The sequence below is a fragment of the Aliivibrio sp. S3MY1 genome, from assembly GCF_028765575.1.
Classification (GTDB): domain Bacteria; phylum Pseudomonadota; class Gammaproteobacteria; order Enterobacterales; family Vibrionaceae; genus Aliivibrio.
The window spans coordinates 21,881-41,888 of record NZ_JARACO010000025.1 but is presented as its reverse complement, the minus strand read 5'-3'; the positions used below and the strand labels follow the sequence as shown (position 1 = coordinate 41,888).

Genomic DNA, 20,008 nt, shown 5'->3' with positions numbered 1-20,008 from the left:
TAACTATTATCTTTAATTGATATTTTTTTATTTAAAATTAAAAAAAAATATATATAATGCACCCGAAAATTTACACATTCGCTTTGGTGCTTAAATAATGCTCTATTAAATCACCTTAAAACTCTTTGTGTAGATTCAATACAACTTCATGATTGTAACTGATGTATGAAAAATGCCGTGACTAAACGATACGATAAGAACAGGATAAAACGAGCGCATGAAAAGAAAATGCTAACAAGCCTCATGAAAAAGACTATTTTCATTACATTTATCATCATATCAACCTTGTTTTTTAACCTTGCTATTAATGAAATAGATAAGAAAAAAGATGTGCTTATTGACAGCCTGATGGTTTCTAGTCAATTAATCAGCGATATAGATATCTTGATTAACAATAAACGTAGATTTGATATATTATTAATACATGGTGTAATGAAAGAGCGCCAAATTGTAAACATATCAATATCTAAGCACTTATTAAAATTAAAAATAGACCAATATTATAAATATAATGGTGATTGTGCCATTTTAGATAAACTAAATAAAAGGTTTGAAAGCTACAATAAAACAATTGAAACCCTTTCACAAAAATATGATTCAGGTTTATATGAATTATCTTTAGCACGATTTCATAATCTTTTATCAATAACTATGGATTTAAGAGATATACATGACAAGAAAATATCTAACTTCAATAAGCATTTTGATAATTACATTCTAAATACAACCATTTTATTTTATACTCTATTATGTTTATTATTTTCTTTTGGTTTTTTGTTTTCTTTAAAGTCAAAACTCATTAAAAGATTTAAAAGCAAATTAATACGAGATCCTTTAACAAACTGTTATAATAGAAGAAATCTAAATAGATTAATTTTTAAAAAAACCACATGTATCGCAATTATTGATATAGACCATTTTAAAAAAGTTAATGATACTTATGGCCATTTAGCTGGTGATGATATTCTTATACAATTTTCTGAATTAATGTTCTCTTCATTTAGAGATGAGGATTTAATCATTCGTTACGGGGGAGAGGAATTCGTAATTATCATTAATGATATAAACTTTAACTATGCTATTGATGCATTTGAAAGATTTAGAAATATTGTGGAAATTAATGAATTTAATTGTTGTGATAACGTAATTAGAATAACATGCTCAATAGGGCTGGTTTATGAAGAAAAATCAATCAATATAAATAACAGTATAACAAAAGCAGATCTAGCTCTATATGAAGCTAAACGAAATGGAAGAAATATAATTAAGCTTTATAATGAGCAATAAATAAGATCCATCGTGGTTTTCAGGAGAAAGCCACTTTATCTTCATAAAGAAGTAATCCGTATCTCTGTCGCGATACCTCATTATTTTGATCCGCTTAACTTTGTTATTAATTCCTTCTAGGGTACGTATATTTAAGACAAATTAACCATTAATCTTAAACTAAAAAAGACAGCCATATAGATATATCGCTGTCTTTTGTTTTACTCTTTTTTATTGAACTCGATCAAAATACCGACACCGAGAACGACTATTATAATCGTTATTGCATAGCTCATCCAAATCACTAACTCGGTCAATGGACTTAGCCCTTCCGATATAAACATTACTCCTCCTTGAGCAAACTTTTGTTTCGGTGATTCATTCTACCTCTATTCATTGCATAAAAAATGTGACATTCGCCAAAAACGTGACTAAATACCGACGTTTAAAAGACTATTTTTTTTACATTGTTACTGTTGCTTCTAACAATTACATAAAAACATTAGTTAACTCTAAATGAACCTCATGAGCTCAAATTTTGATTTACCAAAAAGAAAATAGATCTCATAATTAAAAGAAATGAATATTAAGTGAGGATATATGGATAAGATGATTTGCCCATGTTGTCACCAGCATCAAGAATGGTTTTATAGCGAAACTAGCTGTATTTGGTATTGCATTTGTGGTCATGTTATTTTTATAGCATAAGTCCAAATAATCACTTACATTAATGGCGATATTAGTCTTTATTTAATACCTCAACGGCTCTTGACTTACCCTATTACCGACACAATAGTCCTTTCTATTGTTAATGGTATTATGCCGGATTCAAAGGTGTTATTTTCATGCACAATCTTCAGTTATCTTTTAAGATTTTATTTAAACTTTTTAGAAAACTGTATGTTATAAATAGCGTAAAAAAATATTGCTATTAAGGACTAAGCTTATAAGTGGCTACAGGACATGAGTTCATCCTATTTTTCCAACCTTATTAAACAGTTAAGTATCAATAAATATTTTGTGCATCGACTCTAATTTATAGAAAAATTAGCCTATGATTCGTTCTTATCCGAGAGTGACCTCACATTTTTTTTCTCATCTCAAACATACACTTCCCCTTACTTACGATCTCTATATCAACGGCATCAGAAGGATTTTTTATGTCGCAGGTTTCTCTTAATGGTGATTGGACATTGACCTCTCCATCACACCCAACTATCTGTATTCCCATGACTATTCCTGGGGATAATTATCAAGCTCTCTATCATGCGAATATTATTGCTGACCCCTACCAAGGAGTGAACGAGAAAGACGTTCAATGGGTAAGAGAATGCGATTGGCAGTTATCTCATACTTTTTATTTGTCACAACAAGAACTCAATGCCTCTTCATTGCTATTAAATCTAAGTCGCTTAGATACCTTTGCTGAAATATTCATTAATGGTGAACTGGTTTTACACAGTACCAATATGTTTCAGCAACATCGCATCAATATCAAACCGTTTGTTGAACTGGGCGACAATATCATCTCTGTGCATTTTTCTAGAGTCGATAAAGAGGGAGAGCAACGAGCCAAAACCCTACCTATGCCTATTCCATGGGCGGTAGGCAATAACAAAGTGCCACACATGAATCTGATCCGAAAAACACAATGCCATTCAGGATGGGATTGGGGGATCTGTTTATTAGTCTCTGGTATTTACGATCCTGTTTATATTGATGTGATTGAACACATCACTTTACGGTCTGCCCAAACAGAGCAGATTTGGCATCAAAATAGGGTTGAAGTTCATGTCACGATTAACCATGATCCTATTGCTGATCATGAAATAACGGTGACGTTTGGTGAACAAATACAGATGACCACCACCAGTAAAACGGGGCTAACTCGTGTTAGTTTTCATATTACAGAGCCTGAACTTTGGTGGCCTGCAGGCTATGGTGAACAGCCTTTATATTCTTTGCATGTTGATCTTAATAACCAGACTATTTCTAAAAATATTGGTCTTAGAGAGCTAGTACTTAACAACAAACCTGATCAAATTGGTTCAGCGATGGAATTTGTCATTAATGGCTTTCCTATCAGTTCAAAAGGGGCAAATTGGATCCCGATGGATGCCATGCCAAGCCGAGAATCAGAATCTCGTTATCGTGAATTATTAGGCAGTGCAAAAGACGCTAATATGAACATGATCAGAGTATGGGGCGGTGGGCAATATGAGTCTGATATGTTCTATGACATCTGTGATGAGCTAGGATTAATGGTTTGGCAAGACATGATGTTTGCTTGCTCACTATACCCTTCGACAGAGGCCTTTATAGATGAAGTAGAGCCTGAAATTCGCCAACAAATTCAACGTTTAAAAGATCATCCATCGATTGTAATTTGGTGTGGTGACAACGAAGTCATTGGCGCAATTGGTTGGTATGATGAATCTAAAAACAACAAGACTACCTATACGGTTAATTACGATCGTTTAAACCGAAATATTGCTAAATGGATTGCAGAAGAGGACCCAAGCCGTCGCTTTTGGACCAGCTCACCTTGTAATGGCGATATGGATTTTGGTGATGCATGGCATAATGATAATCGTGGTGATATGCATTTTTGGGATGTTTGGCACTCAGGTAAATCATTCGATGCCTATCTCGATATTAAACCTCGTTTTTGCTCTGAATTTGGCTTTCAATCTTGGCCCTCTTTTGCCGAGGTGAAAACCTTTGTCCCTGAAGATGATTGGAACGTCACCTCTCCAACTTTTGAAGCACACCAAAAAAATGGTCGTGGTAATAGTATTATCACTGAGATGTTTACTCGCTATTTCCGTTTCCCATCCAGCTTTGAAAACATGCTGTATTTAAGCCAAGTACAGCAAGCTATTGCCATTAAAACAGGGTGTGACTATTGGCGAGCGATTAGCCCTATTTGCCGTGGTATGTTGTATTGGCAATTAAATGATAACTGGCCGGTCAGTTCATGGTCGAGCATTGAATACAGTGGTCGATGGAAGCAACTTCATTACCATGCTAAACGATTTTTTGCACCTACCTACCTTCCTTTTGAGTTCTCAAATAATGAGGTTCGTATTAGAGCAGTAAATGATAGCCGTAATGAAAATCATATTGATGGTACTGTTTATTGGATGGACTTTAATGGAGAGATCTTAAAAAAATGGTCTATTAATTACTCGATTGAACCTGATGGCAATGATGTTATTTGGTCATTAAGCCATGAGAAATACCACGATTGTGCTAATAACAGCTTCTTCTTTGTTGACGCATTCGTTAATGGAAAACAGATCCAAAATACGTGGTTTGCCAATCAAAAATTAAAACAACTCACTCTAAAAAAAGCGAATATTGAGGTGGTTCACGAAGGATCTAACATTACGTTACGAACTGATAATCCTGCTTTTTTTGTACATTTAGAACACGATGGTAAGGGCCAATTCAGTGACTCAAGCTTTACATTGTTACCTGAAAACCCTGTAACCTTAACCTACATTGGGGATGATATTGTAACGCTCACTAACACGTTACGAGTCTATGATTTATCTAACAGTTACTAACCTTTAGTACATCTAAAAATAAAAGCCAGTGACTCTCATCATTGGCTTTTATTTTCCTCAAAGGCAATCATCTCTTTTATTATCATCCTTATTGTTATTTCAAGAGCATTTTACATCTTTTGTAATCTAAATATTTCTTTTGATGTATAACGATAAATGCCCAGAAAATCTTGATGTTCTAATGCTAACTCAAGCATGCATTGCGCCACGACTTCTCCCTCAATAGGCTTATAATTTAATAAGAAACCTTTCATTAAAGGATTTAAAACAGTCATAATCCCTTGCAAGAGCGCCTCATCTTTTCGAGCTTCTATTCTGTCTCCTGCCAGTGGCCCTGGTTGCATAAATGTGACACTTTTAAAACCAACTTGAGTCACCTTATCTTCCATCTCACCTTTGCATTTTAAATAGTGCGATAACGATGATGATGAAGCGCCAATGCAAGAGACAATATAAACATGCTCGACACCAACCTCATGCATAGATTGCGCGACGTCCACCACCAGAGAAACATCGACCGCTTTTAATGCTGCTTTGCTGCCTGCTTTTTTAATTGTAGTCCCTAGCGTAATAAAACCAATGCTAGGTTTATTATCAACAAGAGCCATTTTATCTATGGATAAGTCAGGAGTGACCAACTGAGTCAACTTTGTACAAGCTTCTTCAATAGGTCGACGACTTAGGCTATACACGCATTCTACGTCTTCACTTTTTAACGCAAAATTCAATAAATGATGGCCAATTAACCCTGTTGAACCAGCAATAATGATCGATATTGAATCTGACATAATTTACTCCTGATTATTCACTTTCATCACTGTAATTTTAGCTTAATAACGTAATTGAAAACACAGATTCATCATTCTTTATATCGATGGCAACTAATTAGTGATGCTATTGTCATACCTGATGATCAAATCAACCACGCTATTAACCCAATGAAACCGGATGCACTTATCGAAAATACTGAATTTAACCAATCCATCAATGTTGCTCGGCTAACACTCGTTAAATAAGTATAACGAGGATAGTAATTGTTTGAATCTATTATCAAATTAAGATGCATTATAAAGATAGATAACTTACTATCCCTTTATTATTACCTAAACATAACAACTATTTTTCACTCTAAAATTACACGGATGAATTTATGAAACACCATGCAAGCCAAGTTAAAGTTAGCTAAAATGTTACGAATTTTATATTTCCTTATTATTGTGATTTGTATTCTACCAACCTTACCCGGTTTACTGGGTGTTGCTCTGTCTGCGTTTGGTTATATTCCACCACTTGGTATGCACAATTTCTCCCTCTCAGGCTTTGCTATGGTGTTTGATTGGCAAGGTGTATGGCGATCTATAGGTCTTACAGTTTACTCTGCTATTGCCAGTAGCTATCTCGCGTGCTTAATCACCTTTGCTATTTTACAGGCGACTTGGGGCACTCGCATTTGGCGTAAAATAGAACTCTCCCTGTCACCTTTACTCGCAATGCCGCACGTGGCTTTTGCCATTGGCTTTGCCTTCTTATTTGCTCCAACGGGTATGGGCATTAGAGCGCTGCACAGTTTATTTGGCTATGACCCGACCACCCAAGGCGTTAATGATGCCGTGCTATTGATTAAAGACCCTCACGCACTTGGCCTAGTTGTCATGCTCGCATTAAAGGAAGTGCCCTTTTTACTCTTAATGAGTATCTCTATCTTAGCGCAACTAAAAGTTACTCAAATAGAGAAAGTCAGCGCTTCATTAGGCTACAGTAAAAATCAAATGTGGTGGAAATGCATCTTGCCACAATGGTTTGTAAAACTTCGCTTTCCCATGTTAGCGGTAATTGCTTATAGCTTATCCGTGGTCGATGTCGCTCTGATCATTGGCCCAACAAAACCTCCTACCTTTGCTGTGTTAGTTTGGCAATGGTTTACTGATCCCGACTTAAGTTTATTACCTCGTGCTGCTTCAGGTGCGGTGGTTCTATTTGCTATTGCCTCACTGTTGATTGCATTTGCTCGTTTAGTTGAATGGACAATAATCAAAGGGGTTAAATGTTGGCAATTCTCAGGTCGATATGGCATCTCACTGCCTGGAAAATCTTTATTTATCACGCTTATTTCACTGACCATTTTAATGGCTCCTCTAATGGTCATGTGGAGCTTTGCACAACGTTGGCGTTTTCCTGATCTTTTACCTAGTCGATACAGTAACCATTTTTGGCAACTCGAATGGAACAGTATTGTAAGCACGATTAATCAAAGCCTCATTATTGCGATAATCACCGCCACCATTACACTGGTACTGGCACTATTAGCTCATGAATATCGCATCAAATATAAATGGCAAATTCCAGGGTATGTCATTGCTATTCCTATGCTTATCCCACAGCTGTCTATTTTATTTGGCTTACAAGTCGCTACGCTATACTTAAGTAGCGATTCGTACCTTTTTTGGGTCTGTTGGGCACACATCTTTTTTTCTTTCCCGTTTGTCTACTTAGCTCTTGATGGGCCTTGGCGAAGTTTTGACACCGGCCTTACTCGTGTTGCACTCAGTCTTGGTAAATCGCCTTTGCAAGTGTGGGTCAAAGTAAAAATGCCGATTCTTCTTCCCGCCATTGTATTTGCGTGGGCGGTTGGTATCAGTGTCAGTTTAGCTCAATATTTACCTACATTAATGTTAGGCGCAGGGCGTATTAGTACTATCACTACCGAAGCGGTTGCGCTTTCAAGTGGATTTGATCGTAGGGTCACTGCCATTTATGCAATTTGGCAGGCTTTATTACCATTAATTTTCTTTACCATTGCGATAGTTTTCAGCCGAGTTCAAGGCAGATATCGTCGAATTTCAACCTAAGGGTATTTATCACAATGTGTCTTAACCTAAACAATATCACCATAAAGAAAAACAGCGGTGATGCCTTATTCTCTTCACTTAATATGACAGTGAAACAAGGAGAGATCTTAACTCTTATGGGGCCAAGTGGCTGCGGTAAATCAACCCTATTAGATGTGATCGCCGGACACCTTTCTGAAGAGTTTACCTACTCAGGTAAAGTCATGCTCGATAATGTAGATTTAAGCCCATTACCAGCTCATAAACGCAATGTAGGTATACTATTTCAAGATGACTTACTTTTTCCTCATCTTTGCGTCTGGGAGAATCTTGCTTTTGCGTTACCAAACTCAATTAAAGGTAACGAGCGTAAAATACAAGCCATGCAAGCTCTAGAACATATCTCTCTTGTTACACTGGCTGAGTCATTTCCTGACCAAATTTCAGGAGGCCAACGCGCTCGTATCAGCCTTACTCGTATGTTACTTGCTAAACCTAAAGTCGCTTTGCTTGATGAGCCCTTTAGTAAACTTGATAAAGACTTACGTATTCAATTTAGAGATTGGGTGGTAGATCAACTTAAAGAGGCTAACATTCCAGCCTTAATGGTCACTCATGACGAAGAAGATGTTCCACAAGGAAGTCGAGTATTAACGTGGCCATGGGAGATGGATCATGCTTGATAGTTTTAGTATAAAAGTGATCCGCTGGCCGCTTACGCAAAGTGCTAAACTGGTTAATAAATTCGGTGTCACTGCCAATCAAACCACTTTATTTGGCTTCTTTTTAGGTTGCTTGGCTTTTCCTGCGCTGATCACCGAACATTATCTAGTCGCCTTAGTGTTTATTGTACTCAATAGAGTTTGTGATGGCTTGGATGGTGCCTTAGCCCGTATTCAAGGCATTAGCGATGCGGGAGGTTTTTTAGATATCAGTCTCGACTTTCTATTTTACTCACTCATTCCTTTTGGGTTTGTTCTCGCAAATCCAGAGCAAAATGCCGTCGCTGGTGCTTTTTTGATTTTCTCATTTATTGGCAGCGGCAGTAGCTTTCTGGCTTTTGCGGTAATGGCGGGAAAACAAGGCATTGACAACCCAGTCTATAAACATAAATCACTTTACTACATGAGTGGCTTAACCGAGGGAACAGAGACTATTGGCTGCTTTATTGCTATTTGTTTGTTCCCTGCTCATTTCGCCATTATTGCTTATATCTTTGGTGCTGCTTGTTGGTTTACTACCTTTACTCGGATCTATTCAGGGTTTCACACCTTAAAACCATAATCTCATAAAAACCATAATCTCATACCAATCAGGATAAGAGCTGCCCCCCTGTAGGGGCTGAGCAGTAAATAAAAAATGGCGCAATATTTGCTTATACTTGATAATAAACACTTACAGTAGGCACGAAGGGTAATTAAACAATGACATCGAAAGCACATACGAACTATAAAGAAATTCTGTTTCCTAAAGAATACAACTTGTTATCTATTACTACTCCTTCAAGCCATATTTCCTATGCCAGTAAAGAATTTTGTGAGGTCGCCGGTTTTACATTAAATGAGATCATGAATAAACCTCATAATATTGTGCGTCACCCCGATATGCCTTCCGACGCATTTAAAGATATGTGGATTCACCTTAAAGAAAAAAAATCATGGATGGGGTTAGTTAAAAACCGCTGTAAAGATGGCAACTATTATTGGGTTGATGCTTTTGCTTCACCTATTTTAAAAAATGGTGCGATTCAAGAGTATCAATCCGTTCGCTTATGCCCTTCTCGCGAACATGTTAAAAATGCAGAAAAAGTATATTCCGCTTTAAAATCAGGTAATAAACCATTAAAGATGAAACTACCAAGAACGCGTTTATGGCAACGTTATGCGTTAACTCTGGTTCCTAATTTTGCAATTTCAGCGGCAGTAACTCAAATATCACCATTGCTGGGCCTTGCTTCTTTCGCTGGAATTTCACTTATAAGCACTTATTCATTAACTCGTCGATTAGAAGCCTTAACAACCAAAGCCAGAACAGTGTTTGATAATCCATTAATGGAATTGGTTTACACTAACCATATTGATGATATCTCAGAGATCGAACTGGCGTTAAAAATGCGTCAATCAGAAATCAATGCGATTATTGGTCGTATTCAAGATTCCAATGAGAAAATTGAAGCATTAGCACAATCGTCAACGAGTAACTGCCAAGACACCGTAAATAATATTACGATTCAAAGCAAAGAAACGGCTCAAGTTGCCAATGCAATCCAAGAGATGAGTGCTTCTGTTAATGACATTTCAAGTAATGTTCAAACAACAGCCAGTGCTACAGATCATGCACACCAAATTGCTTCTGAAGGTATGTTAGCTGTGACCGACACTGTAAAATCAATTGAAATGCTAGTATCACAACTAACCAGCGTTTCAGGTGTAATTGGTACATTACAGGAACACGGTAACACCATTGGTTCGGTATTAACGGTCATTCAATCCATTGCTGAACAAACAAATTTATTAGCATTAAATGCCGCGATTGAAGCGGCTCGTGCTGGTGAGCAAGGTCGTGGTTTTGCTGTTGTTGCGGATGAAGTAAGAGCTTTAGCGCAAAGAAGCCAAGAGTCGACCAAAGAAATCCAAGAAATCATTTTGCATATTCAGTCAAGTACACAAGAAGCGGTACAAACAATTGAAGAAGGTAGAGATCTTTCTGAAGTGTGCGTTGATAATGCAAAAAAATCAGGAAATAAACTGCAAGAATCATTAGATCAAGTCAGTAATATTTCAGCGCAAAACACCCAAATTTCTGTTGCGGTAGAACAAATGGTAAAAGTAGCAGACGAAATGAACACCAATATTCAATTGATTAATAATGTCAGTTTAGAAACAATCAGCCTTGCGAATGGAACAATGGAAGAGTGCCAAACACTTTCAACGACTATTCACTCTCAAGGTACTTTAGTGTCTCAATTCAGAACATTAAGCTAATCAGCCCAATGATTAAGTCCAATCTAATAGAAGATTGGGCTTTTTATACCTGCCTTACTATACCTCTTCAATTTATGTCATAATCCTAATAAATGGGCTTTGCCCTAAGGACTTATTGAAAGGGACAAAAATGACTGCCACTACTTATCTTAATGACTTAAACCAACGTTATTTATCGATTCATCGCACCAAAGAAAACTTCTTTTGGGATACCTACATGGGGTTAAGCGATGATCACCAAGGCTCTACCCAAGCAGAAACTGCATGGACACATTTTTTAAGTAATGCTGAGCAAATATCCGCAGTTAAGGAACAAATCGTACTGGCTGAATCAATCACTGATAATGAAGAAAAAACACAAACCTTGATTGGTTTAAAAGGCTGGTTAGCCACATTTGAATCTCACGCTATTGAATCAAAACAAGCTCAACAACAAAAAGCAGAGCTAATTAAATTTGAAGCGGGTCTATTTGAAAAAAAACAAAACCACACCATGACGTATGTAAACGAAGAAGGTGATACGGTTGAGGGCTCTCTTCCTGTACTCGCTTCTATTGTTCGCACCAGTGCTAATGCTGCAACACGTCAATCAGCTCACCACGCTTTTCTTGGCCTAGAGCAATGGCTATTACAAAACGGCTTTATTGAATTAATTAAACTTCGCAACAAGTTTGCTCGTTCTCAAGGGTTTGATACTTTCTTTGATTACTCGGTAACAAAAAAAGAAAAAATGACAACAGATCAACTATTTACTATTTTAGATGATTTTGAAATTCGCACTCGTGATTGCCACCAACGTAGCTTGGATCAACTTGCAACGGATAAAGGCAATGATTCCTTACTCGCGCATAACTTTGTCTTCTCGTTTGCAGGTGATGTGATGCGAGAGCTAGACCCTTATGTACCGTTCTCAAAATCATTACGTCGTTGGGTTGAATCCTTTGGTCGTTTAAATATTGAGTTCTCAGGCGCAGAGTTAACCCTTGATTTATTGGATCGTAAAGGCAAATACCCAAATGGTTTTTGTCATGGCCCTATTCCTTCGTTTTATAATCAAGACCACTGGATTGCCGCTAAAGTTAACTTTACTAGCAACGCAAAACCAGACCAAGTTGGCAGTGGTTATGATGGTATGAACACCTTATTCCATGAGGGGGGGCATGCGGCTCATTTCTCTAACGTGAAGATGAACGCACCCTGCTTTTCACAAGAATTTGCGCCTACCTCAATGGCCTATGCAGAAACCCAATCCATGTTCTGCGATAGTTTGCTAGAAGATGCAGATTGGTTAAAACAGTATGCGCTCGATGCAAATGGCAACGCTGTACCTGATGCGATTATCAAAGCAATGATCGACAGCAAGCAACCTTTCCGTGCATATCAAGAACGCAGTATTTTGGTTGTTCCTTATTTTGAGCGAGCACTTTATCAATTAACGGATGAAGAACTTACGCCAGAAAACATCACAGCATTAGCTCGTACTACTGAAAAGAGAATTCTTGGATTAGCGTGCAGCCCACGTCCATTAATGGCTATCCCTCACTTAGTGTCTGATGAAGCCTCATGTGCTTATCATGGTTACTTATTGGCACACATGGCGGTCTACCAAACTCGCGCTTATTTCACAGAGAAATTTGGTTACTTAACTGATAACCCTGAGATTGGTCCATTACTGGCAAAACACTATTGGAATGCCGGTAACAGCGTTAACCATAATGACTCAATCATAGCTCTTACAGGTGAAGGCTTTAACGCTAAATATTTAGCTGATAAGTGTAATTTATCTGTTGAAGAGGCGTGGAAATCCGAGCAAGAAAAAATGGCAGAGTTAGATGCTAGAACCCAAGTCGAGGTGGCGCCATTAAACGCAACAATCACGATTGTTGATGGTCCAAAAACATTAGCAAGTAATACAGTCTCAAACGCAACAATGTGTGATGAGTTTGAAGCCTATATTATGAAAACGTACGGACGCTAAACTGATTTCAGGGTGGTATTTATGCCACCCTGTTTATTTCAATATAGATAAATTAGAACCCTCGTCTTGAAAATAAAGCTGTTCAATGAAACGTGCTTGCTCTACCTGATCAACCGTTCCATTATCAATCAGCAATTGTTGTTCTTTTAAGATATCAATCAAATCCGTCGGAACAGAATCGCCATTACCGACAATCTCAACATGACCTGCTTTCACCGTTATTGGATTCGCATGAACGACATCATCCACTGTTTGATTTGACTGCTCATTAACGCTAAACACGTAATCATCTTCAACACATATTCCATCATCATTGGTTCTTCGGCACGTATCACGCTCATCCGTTTTTATTACTAAATGCTGAGAAACTGAAGAGAGAAACTCTCCCGGTTGTTCAATAAAATCCGCATTAGGTGGGATCTGTTGATATTTCTCGCCTGTCACGGCATAGCAGATCAAATCAACAATACCCAAAGACAAGATCCGTAAAGCAGTCATGCCACAATGTGACGATATTTCAATGCCATTAAATGGAGAAGATATGGTGGTAAGTTGCAGTTGTTTTGTGACGATTTTTTTCTCATCCTCTCTATCAGCTGTAAGTGCTCTACGAGCGACCAACCCACCTTGACTATGGCCAATAATATGCAGAGGTTGTTCTGGGTTTTCATTTGATAATTGATTTAAAGCAGAAACAAGCTCGCCAGAGGTCTCTTCTAAACTCTTTCTGTCATCATATTCAAAACAGATAGCTTGTTGATCATATAAACCATACACATCCGCTAAGGTTTTAAATTGCCCCGCAGAAGCGAAGCAGCCATGAACAATAATGGTTAATGGTTCATCTGGATTTAAGTGAATACTGTCATTATTAGCATTATTACAATGCGTTAGTCCTTCAATATTTAAGGTTTGCTTGGTCAACATGGTTGGTACTTCAACCTCATCAATATCATTGACAGGGTTTGACGAACAACCAACCAAGCTGAAAAGTACTCCAACGCTAGCACATCGCAAGCAGTTTATTTGATTCATTAAGTTCATCCATAAACACAATATAAAACCATCATAGGGTATTTATCATTCGATTATTACTCTTATGTGAGGTCTAAATAGTGATATCAGTGATTGATGCACAAGAAAACGCTCTTGGTTAGGCAACAGATCTATCTAAGATGTTCTTTTTACTTCATAAATATCGATTGACAGACTACAAAAAAACGAGTAAGTTCATTGGCATTGAATGTTTGAATTGCCTCTCAAATAAACACACAAAACACAAAAGGCAAACATAAAAACAACAGTGTAGACACTTTAATGATACTTATTTTACTTCCATTAAAAACTTTTATCCGTACACTTGCCCTCTTATCTTACGATTAATCTTTTGTAACAAAAAAAATGACTAGATATCATATCTCTGGATTCACTTTAGTTGAGCTAATCGCTGTTATTGTTTTGCTCTCAATTCTCTCCCTCAGCGCGAGCAGCTATTTCTCCGGAATTAGCAGTATTTCAGCACATACCCTGCAGACCGAACTATTGCGATCTTTGCGTTTAACTCAAACTCGCGCTATGAACAGAAATGGGCAATGTAATCGATGGTTAATTGATGAGCATAGAGCACAACAAGTGAGCTTAGATAAACTATCTAACGATTGTTCATCTTCATTTCCTAGCACTCAAAAAAGTGATGTTTATCTTGAAAATGAAGACACTAGTTATGTCGCGATATTAGCTAACCAAAATGCGTATTTTTCGTTAATAGCAAACAACGTTTTTATTCATTTAACCTCTCCTTATGCATTGGATTTTGATGGTATGGGTCGCATCAAGCAATGTAAGGCAGGCAAGTGTGAAATCACTATTTTTGGTCAATCACAACAAAAAATATGCATCGAAAAAGAGGGATATATTCATGCCTGTTAAGCATCAGCGTGGATTCAATTTAATCTCCATCGTGTTGTCTATTATATTAATGAGTTTTGCGCTGCTTACAATAACAACCTCTTTAGTCCCTAAATCTCAACAAAACGTAGAATTAATCTATTCAACAAAAGCGGCAGAGCTTGGTGCTGCAGTGATGGATGAGATATTAGGGCGCCAATTTGACCAAAACAGTGGGCCTAATGGGGGTTTACCTGTATGTGAACCGACCAAAAAACCTTTTTGTAAAACTCCTGACAAATTAGGACCAGATGAAGAAGCTAACGAAGATAAAACAACACGAACTCTCTACAACGATGTCGATGATTTTGATGGACTCTCTGGCAATGTTCAGGATGTATTAGGCGATAACTTAGGTTCGGTATATCCTAATTTTTCAATTTCTATCTCCGTTTTTTATGATGCAAATCTAGATGGCATTGCCGATACCGTACGCGGTAACCGAAAGCGCATTGTGGTTGATGTCATTGACCCTAGTGGCCAACACTATCCTTTTTCTGTATACCGAGGGAACTTCTAATGCTATGTAAAAAACAGCAAGGGTTTACCTTAATTGAAATAGTTATCTCTATTGTGTTATTAGCCGTTATCGGGATTTCACTCGGAGCAATTATTCAGCACGGCATATCTATTTATACCGATACCACTACCCGTGAAGAGTTGCTATTACAAGGCAGCTTTGTTACTGAACGTATGCATAGAGAACTCCGTGATGCCGTACCAAACAGCGTGCAAGTCAACGCATCTACTCACTGCATTGAGTGGCTACCAATCACTAATACTGCTGTCTATGAGGCATTACCGTTAGCACCAAAGAGATCAAATTCGATGAGAGTGTTACCTGAACACGGGTTCACTAAAGCAGATCGTGTCGTGATCATGCCAATGAATGCAGAAGCCTTATTAAAGGACATTCCAACCTCAGGCACCACAACAATTGCAGAAGTAAAACAAGATGTGGATTTTATTCCATTACTTAAAACAAGCACATCACAATCAACCATGGTTGTACTTCCCTTTACTCAAGAGACAAGCTTTAAAGTAAGCTCCCCTGCTCATCGTTTATTCGCCTATAAAACACCAGTGGCTTACTGTCTAGAGGCCAATCAATTATATCGTTATTCAGGTTATCTCTTATCACGTAGTGAACTATCTCCTGCTGCATTAGCCGTGGGGAACCGAGAGTTAATGGCTGAAAAAATCAAAAGTGTGCGGTTTGATGTTGCACAGGCTTCGCTCGTACGTAACGGCTTAATCAAGCTGCAGTTTATCTTTAATGATAACAATGAAGAAGTGAGGTTGGATCATGATGTCCTTATCGCAAACACGCCGTAGTCGTCATAATGGCTCCGCGCTTATCCTTACTATTTTTGTCATTGTTGTTGTTGGTTTTCTCGCGCTAATGGCAACTAAAAATCAACAAAAAACGAGTACGCACATCGTAACATCTATTATCGGTGCTCGTACTAACATGGCGGCGCAATCTGGTATACAACTGCAAATAAGCGACTTCTATATGCAAGGTACGGGCAGTTGCTATAACTCACCGAATAAACCTACTAGCTACACTTTTAATGGAGAAGGGTTATCTCAATGTACAGCCTCTGTTTCCTGTAACGCTATTGGAATATTAGATTCAGGTCTTAAAGTCTACCAATTAGTCAGTACAGCTCAATGCCAATTTGGCACCACCACCTTGCAACGTGTTATTGAAGTAGGAATTCGTCAATGAAAACTCATTTAAACCCTATTTTTCTTAGCTTATTTTTGATTGTCTTTTCAACTCAAGCTTTATCAGCGTTTCCTACGATTGATCCTAATATTTACTTTCCTGGTATTGCACAAGGACATTCAAATACATCTCAACGTTGTCAATATATGCAATTAGAAATGTATCAATCGGCTCAAATTAATGGTACGCAAGGTAATAAACTCGATTTTTGCTCTAGTAGCCAAGGGGCTGGCTTACCTAATGATAGTTGCGATGATGCTTCTGGAGGCCACCAATCTTGTCGCATTACAAAAGACAATGCACCGACACTTTCATTAGGTTCTTTTCAAACAACTGACTCACCTAAATTCAATATTTGTAAATCAGGAACTAGAGAATATAAAGAGGACCAATATAAACGTATTGAAGTTCGAAATTCCTGTATCGCAAGTATAAAAAACTCAAACCATACAACATATTTAACCGGATTAGCTATCGAAGATAAGGCTAAAATGACACTGAACGCCGGGGATTATTGGATTAAAAATTTATCGGTTCTAGGTGATGCTGAAATGAAGATATCAGGAGATGTTCGCCTGTTTGTATATGATGATCTGATCCTTAGTAATCAAATAAAAATAACACTCAACCCTAATGCTTCACTTTATATTATTGGTTATCATAATATTCAGGTTAATGATAGTGCTTCTGCTGAAGCTTATATCTATGCCAACGATACACTTTCACTAAATAATAAAGGTTATATTTTAGGAAGAGTTTCAAGCCGTAAGCTTTATATGGGAGGCTCAACTTTTATTAATAAAGCATCAACGCCTCCCCCAATACTGCCACTTACCTGTTATGAAGACAATTTTAATAGCGGAAATTTAGATAGCAGTTGGGTGACCAGCTCTAGTAACGGTGATTTTATACCTAAAATAATTAATGGCCGCTTACAGTTAACCCAAGCAAAAAAAGCACAATCAACGGCTTCTTCTTATCAATATTTATACCCTGCCCTTGGTAATAAAATTGAAGTTGAATTCGATTACATGGCATATGGTGGTACTGGGGCTGATGGTTTAGCGGTGGTTTTTTCGGATGCTGAAATCACCCCCCAAGCTGGTGCATTTGGTGGGCCTTTAGGCTATGGATTTAAAAATAACCGCGAAGCGAAAAAGCCAGGCTTTAAAGGTGGGTGGCTTGGTATTGGTTTAGATGAGCATGGTAACTACTCTAAAGAAGGTGGAAGCAAAAATCACAGTTCTTATTCTACTGATCAATCCGTTGTGTTACGTGGTTCAGGTCATAGATATACTGGTTATAACTATCTTTATGGTAAACAAGTACACAATATTGATAACAACAATGGAAGCGTTAAAACTCATCGCTATCGTATTACCATAGATTCAAGAAACAATAATACCGCCAACGTAACGGTTGAACGCAGCGTTGAGCCTAAAGGAAGTACTCCCCGCTTTAGAAAAATCATTGGACCAATCAATGTATTAAGCCCTCAATACAATCAAGATGAGATCCCTGAGAATTTCATCATGTCTTTAACGGGTTCAACAGGGCAGTTGTATAACACCCATGAGATTGATAATTTCAGAGTGTGTGCTCTGCATTCAACACCGATTGGTAAGCAGATTGATCATTTTGAATTTGATCACTCAGGGCAAGGATCTACTTGTGATGTATCTAATGTGACATTGAAGGCGTGTGGTGATGCCTCTTGCTCTAACTCTAACTTATTTACCGATAAAATTGATATTAGTCTCAATACAAATAATCTAGGAGCAGATGGCTATTGGCTAAACGGTAATAACATCACAATGACAGGCGGTATTGCAAAATTATCCGTAGGTAAACCCACTCAAGGGAATGTAAATTTAGATATTGATGGCTCATCTCCTTCTACAAAACCATTCAGTAACACCTTGTGTAGTATTAATGGCGGTTCATTAAATAGCCAAAACTGTACTCTCAATTTTAAATCTGAAGGATTAACCGTGATTGTGCCGGACAAACTGGCGAATAAATCAGTGACGGCCACCATAAAAGGGTGTGGTAGTAGCTTTACTGGTACAAAAAACATTCAATTATGGTCTGATTATATTTCACCTAATAACGCGAATATTATTGGCTCACCTAGCCTATATGGATTGGTTAATAATTCATGGAATGAGATAGGAAAACAAGAAGCCTCTCCGACAACCTTCGCGTTAAATTTTGCTAATAATGAAGCACAAATCACCGTAAATTATGTCGATGCAGGTAAACTGCAACTCAATGCTAAATACAAAAAATCGTATAACCAAGATATTGAAGGTAGCGATCAATTTGTCAGTTTTCCAATGGGGTTGAGTGCCTCTGTCACCGGCAAAAATAATTCAGCCTTAAACGGTCTTTGCGGATCAGAAGACACGAGTTGCCCTGTTTTTGCTCGTGCAGGTGAAGCATTTAGTCTAAATATAAAAGCTCATGCTTGGATGGGGGATAACGATAACCACATTGCAGACAATCTAGTCACACCTAACTATGCTCAACATAATTTAATACTGGATCATACCCTTATCGCCCCTTCTCAAAAAATTGGTGGCAATACTGGAAATTTATTGGTTAATACTTATTATCATGCAGCAACCAAAAGTGGGATGAATACGGTACATCAAAGTATTAGTGAAGTGGGTGTTTTCGATATTTCAGTAACGCCACCGACTGACTATTTAGGGAGTAATGCGTTCCAAATTAAAGCCGCAAACACAGGCTCAATAGGTCGATTTATCCCCGCTTATTTTGACTTATCTGCGGTGCAACCAACAATAAAAGATACCTGTGGTAATTTTACTTACCTAGGGCAAACGTTCGTGTTTGATACCTTGCCAACATTAGAGGTAACGCCACTGTCCTACACTGGCGGTCAATTACAAAACTACAGTATCGGCCAATGGTGGCGCTATAACAAAGTGTGGGATTTTAGAACTTATTCAGCTTCGCCTTCCAATATTGAAGTAATAGACAGTGATTCTCTTTCTATCCTTGGTCGTAGGGATGGATTTGCAATATCTGGCAGTGTCGTTAAGTTGCCTTTACAGAATAAGGTACAGCTGCAAAATGCCAAATTGCGTTACAACAAACCGTTTGATCCTATATCACCAACCAATGACACCATCACTTTAGCGCTTACTGCTGAAGACATCGAAGATCAAGATGGCGTTTGTTATAAGCTAAGTGCCACAGGTAATTGCCTTAATTATAACTTCCCTACCACACCTGAACATCGCCAAGAGTGGGGAAGAATAACCATGGAAGATGCCTATGGCTCAGAGTTAAATGATCTCCAATCAAGAATTGAAACTGAATCTTACGATTTTGGTCGCTTCATACGTAACAGTGACTCTTGTACAAAGCTTAGTCTGTCTGATTTTAGCTTTGATGTTGGTAACAATCCTAATGCCTTGCCTGTAGGAGAAGGAACAACGAAAGCGAGCTTAACCAGCACCAATATGAATGAACTAAATTTCACGGCCCCTGGAAATGGAAATCAGGGACGAATAATACCAACGTTATCGTTAGTTAACCGACCTTGGCTACAGCAAGACCAAGACAATAACGACTCTTTTGAGGATTTCATTAAAGCAACCATTCATTTTGGGATTTATCGAGGAAGTGATCGTATTATATGGAGCCATGAACAAACCAACTAAGTTCATACAGACAGC

16 protein-coding genes and 1 pseudogene are annotated in these 20,008 nt (G+C 37.9%); 14 read left to right on the top strand and 3 right to left on the bottom strand.

Annotated elements, in window-relative coordinates; all coding sequences use genetic code 11:
• Nucleotides 1-165: 165 nt before the first annotated feature.
• On the top strand, nt 166-1,287 hold the full coding sequence (locus PVK62_RS14385) for a GGDEF domain-containing protein (protein ID WP_274449465.1): 1,122 nt from the start codon (nt 166-168) through the stop codon (nt 1,285-1,287).
• A 200-nt stretch (nt 1,288-1,487) separates the two neighbouring features.
• On the opposite strand, the gene PVK62_RS14380 is transcribed toward PVK62_RS14385, so the two are convergent.
• On the bottom strand, nt 1,488-1,610 hold the full coding sequence (locus PVK62_RS14380; protein ID WP_274442740.1) for a hypothetical protein: 123 nt from the start codon (nt 1,608-1,610) through the stop codon (nt 1,488-1,490).
• An 816-nt stretch (nt 1,611-2,426) separates the two neighbouring features.
• Here PVK62_RS14380 and PVK62_RS14375 point away from each other — a divergent pair.
• Complete coding sequence (locus tag PVK62_RS14375; RefSeq protein ID WP_274442741.1) at nt 2,427-4,835, top strand: beta-mannosidase; 2,409 nt, start codon at nt 2,427-2,429, stop codon at nt 4,833-4,835.
• 110 nt (nt 4,836-4,945) lie between these two features.
• Here PVK62_RS14375 and PVK62_RS14370 read toward each other — a convergent pair whose 3' ends face one another.
• Complete coding sequence (locus tag PVK62_RS14370; protein ID WP_274442742.1) at nt 4,946-5,623, bottom strand: NAD-dependent epimerase/dehydratase family protein; 678 nt, start codon at nt 5,621-5,623, stop codon at nt 4,946-4,948.
• A gap of 54 nt (nt 5,624-5,677) precedes the next feature.
• Between PVK62_RS14370 and PVK62_RS14365 the strand changes: the two genes are divergently transcribed.
• The 6 genes from PVK62_RS14365 (at nt 5,678) to PVK62_RS14340 (ending at nt 12,625) form a co-directional block, all read left to right on the top strand.
• Nucleotides 5,678-5,851 carry a hypothetical protein gene (locus tag PVK62_RS14365; RefSeq protein WP_274442743.1) on the top strand — a complete coding sequence of 58 codons (174 nt, stop codon included), beginning with the start codon at nt 5,678-5,680 and terminating at the stop codon, nt 5,849-5,851.
• Nucleotides 5,852-6,022: 171 nt separating this feature from the next.
• Nucleotides 6,023-7,684, top strand: coding sequence for an ABC transporter permease (locus PVK62_RS14360; RefSeq protein ID WP_274442907.1), 1,662 nt, complete (start codon nt 6,023-6,025; stop codon nt 7,682-7,684).
• 14 nt (nt 7,685-7,698) lie between these two features.
• On the top strand, nt 7,699-8,346 hold the full coding sequence (locus PVK62_RS14355) for an ATP-binding cassette domain-containing protein (RefSeq protein ID WP_274442744.1): 648 nt from the start codon (nt 7,699-7,701) through the stop codon (nt 8,344-8,346).
• On the top strand, nt 8,339-8,947 hold the full coding sequence (locus PVK62_RS14350; RefSeq protein WP_274449464.1) for a CDP-alcohol phosphatidyltransferase family protein: 609 nt from the start codon (nt 8,339-8,341) through the stop codon (nt 8,945-8,947). Before PVK62_RS14355 ends, PVK62_RS14350 begins: the two co-directional genes overlap by 8 nt.
• Before the next feature lie 140 nt (nt 8,948-9,087).
• Complete coding sequence (locus tag PVK62_RS14345) at nt 9,088-10,647, top strand: methyl-accepting chemotaxis protein (RefSeq protein WP_274442746.1); 1,560 nt, start codon at nt 9,088-9,090, stop codon at nt 10,645-10,647.
• A gap of 130 nt (nt 10,648-10,777) precedes the next feature.
• Entirely contained in the window at nt 10,778-12,625 is a 1,848-nt protein-coding gene (locus PVK62_RS14340; protein ID WP_274442747.1) for a M3 family metallopeptidase, read from the top strand.
• Between the two features lie 33 nt (nt 12,626-12,658).
• On the opposite strand, the gene PVK62_RS14335 is transcribed toward PVK62_RS14340, so the two are convergent.
• Nucleotides 12,659-13,660, bottom strand: coding sequence for an esterase/lipase family protein (locus PVK62_RS14335; protein WP_274442748.1), 1,002 nt, complete (start codon nt 13,658-13,660; stop codon nt 12,659-12,661).
• A gap of 366 nt (nt 13,661-14,026) precedes the next feature.
• Between PVK62_RS14335 and PVK62_RS14330 the strand changes: the two are divergent.
• From PVK62_RS14330 to PVK62_RS14305, 6 genes and pseudogenes are all read left to right on the top strand, one after another.
• Nucleotides 14,027-14,080, top strand: a pseudogene (locus tag PVK62_RS14330) (prepilin-type N-terminal cleavage/methylation domain-containing protein); the annotation flags it as partial.
• A gap of 120 nt (nt 14,081-14,200) precedes the next feature.
• A complete protein-coding gene (locus PVK62_RS14325) occupies nt 14,201-14,554 on the top strand; it encodes a hypothetical protein (RefSeq protein ID WP_274442911.1) in 354 nt (117 codons plus the stop codon).
• Nucleotides 14,544-15,092, top strand: coding sequence for a type II secretion system protein (locus tag PVK62_RS14320; RefSeq protein WP_274442749.1), 549 nt, complete (start codon nt 14,544-14,546; stop codon nt 15,090-15,092). The genes PVK62_RS14325 and PVK62_RS14320 overlap by 11 nt, the downstream gene beginning before the upstream one ends.
• Nucleotides 15,092-15,907, top strand: a complete 816-nt coding sequence (locus PVK62_RS14315; RefSeq protein ID WP_274442750.1) for a PulJ/GspJ family protein — start codon at nt 15,092-15,094, stop codon at nt 15,905-15,907. The genes PVK62_RS14320 and PVK62_RS14315 overlap by 1 nt, the downstream gene beginning before the upstream one ends.
• Nucleotides 15,879-16,304 (top strand): MSHA biogenesis protein MshP, encoded by a 426-nt coding sequence (locus PVK62_RS14310; RefSeq protein WP_274442751.1) that lies wholly within the window; start codon nt 15,879-15,881, stop codon nt 16,302-16,304. The genes PVK62_RS14315 and PVK62_RS14310 overlap by 29 nt, the downstream gene beginning before the upstream one ends.
• Nucleotides 16,301-19,993 carry a DUF6701 domain-containing protein gene (locus PVK62_RS14305; protein WP_274442752.1) on the top strand — a complete coding sequence of 1,231 codons (3,693 nt, stop codon included), beginning with the start codon at nt 16,301-16,303 and terminating at the stop codon, nt 19,991-19,993. The genes PVK62_RS14310 and PVK62_RS14305 overlap by 4 nt, the downstream gene beginning before the upstream one ends.
• Nucleotides 19,994-20,008: the final 15 nt, after the last annotated feature.

Bases quoted from the DNA above. Each gene is read 5' to 3' on its own strand.
- PVK62_RS14385 (WP_274449465.1), top strand. From the start codon at position 166: ATGAAAAATGCCGTGACTAAACGATACGATAAGAACAGGATAAAACGA.
- PVK62_RS14380 (WP_274442740.1), bottom strand. From the start codon at position 1,610: ATGTTTATATCGGAAGGGCTAAGTCCATTGACCGAGTTAGTGATTTGG.
- PVK62_RS14375 (WP_274442741.1), top strand. From the start codon at position 2,427: ATGTCGCAGGTTTCTCTTAATGGTGATTGGACATTGACCTCTCCATCA.
- PVK62_RS14370 (WP_274442742.1), bottom strand. From the start codon at position 5,623: ATGTCAGATTCAATATCGATCATTATTGCTGGTTCAACAGGGTTAATT.
- PVK62_RS14360 (WP_274442907.1), top strand. From the start codon at position 6,023: ATGTTACGAATTTTATATTTCCTTATTATTGTGATTTGTATTCTACCA.
- PVK62_RS14355 (WP_274442744.1), top strand. From the start codon at position 7,699: ATGTGTCTTAACCTAAACAATATCACCATAAAGAAAAACAGCGGTGAT.
- PVK62_RS14350 (WP_274449464.1), top strand. From the start codon at position 8,339: ATGCTTGATAGTTTTAGTATAAAAGTGATCCGCTGGCCGCTTACGCAA.
- PVK62_RS14345 (WP_274442746.1), top strand. From the start codon at position 9,088: ATGACATCGAAAGCACATACGAACTATAAAGAAATTCTGTTTCCTAAA.
- PVK62_RS14340 (WP_274442747.1), top strand. From the start codon at position 10,778: ATGACTGCCACTACTTATCTTAATGACTTAAACCAACGTTATTTATCG.
- PVK62_RS14335 (WP_274442748.1), bottom strand. From the start codon at position 13,660: ATGAATCAAATAAACTGCTTGCGATGTGCTAGCGTTGGAGTACTTTTC.
- PVK62_RS14325 (WP_274442911.1), top strand. From the start codon at position 14,201: ATGAACAGAAATGGGCAATGTAATCGATGGTTAATTGATGAGCATAGA.
- PVK62_RS14320 (WP_274442749.1), top strand. From the start codon at position 14,544: ATGCCTGTTAAGCATCAGCGTGGATTCAATTTAATCTCCATCGTGTTG.
- PVK62_RS14315 (WP_274442750.1), top strand. From the start codon at position 15,092: ATGCTATGTAAAAAACAGCAAGGGTTTACCTTAATTGAAATAGTTATC.
- PVK62_RS14310 (WP_274442751.1), top strand. From the start codon at position 15,879: ATGATGTCCTTATCGCAAACACGCCGTAGTCGTCATAATGGCTCCGCG.
- PVK62_RS14305 (WP_274442752.1), top strand. From the start codon at position 16,301: ATGAAAACTCATTTAAACCCTATTTTTCTTAGCTTATTTTTGATTGTC.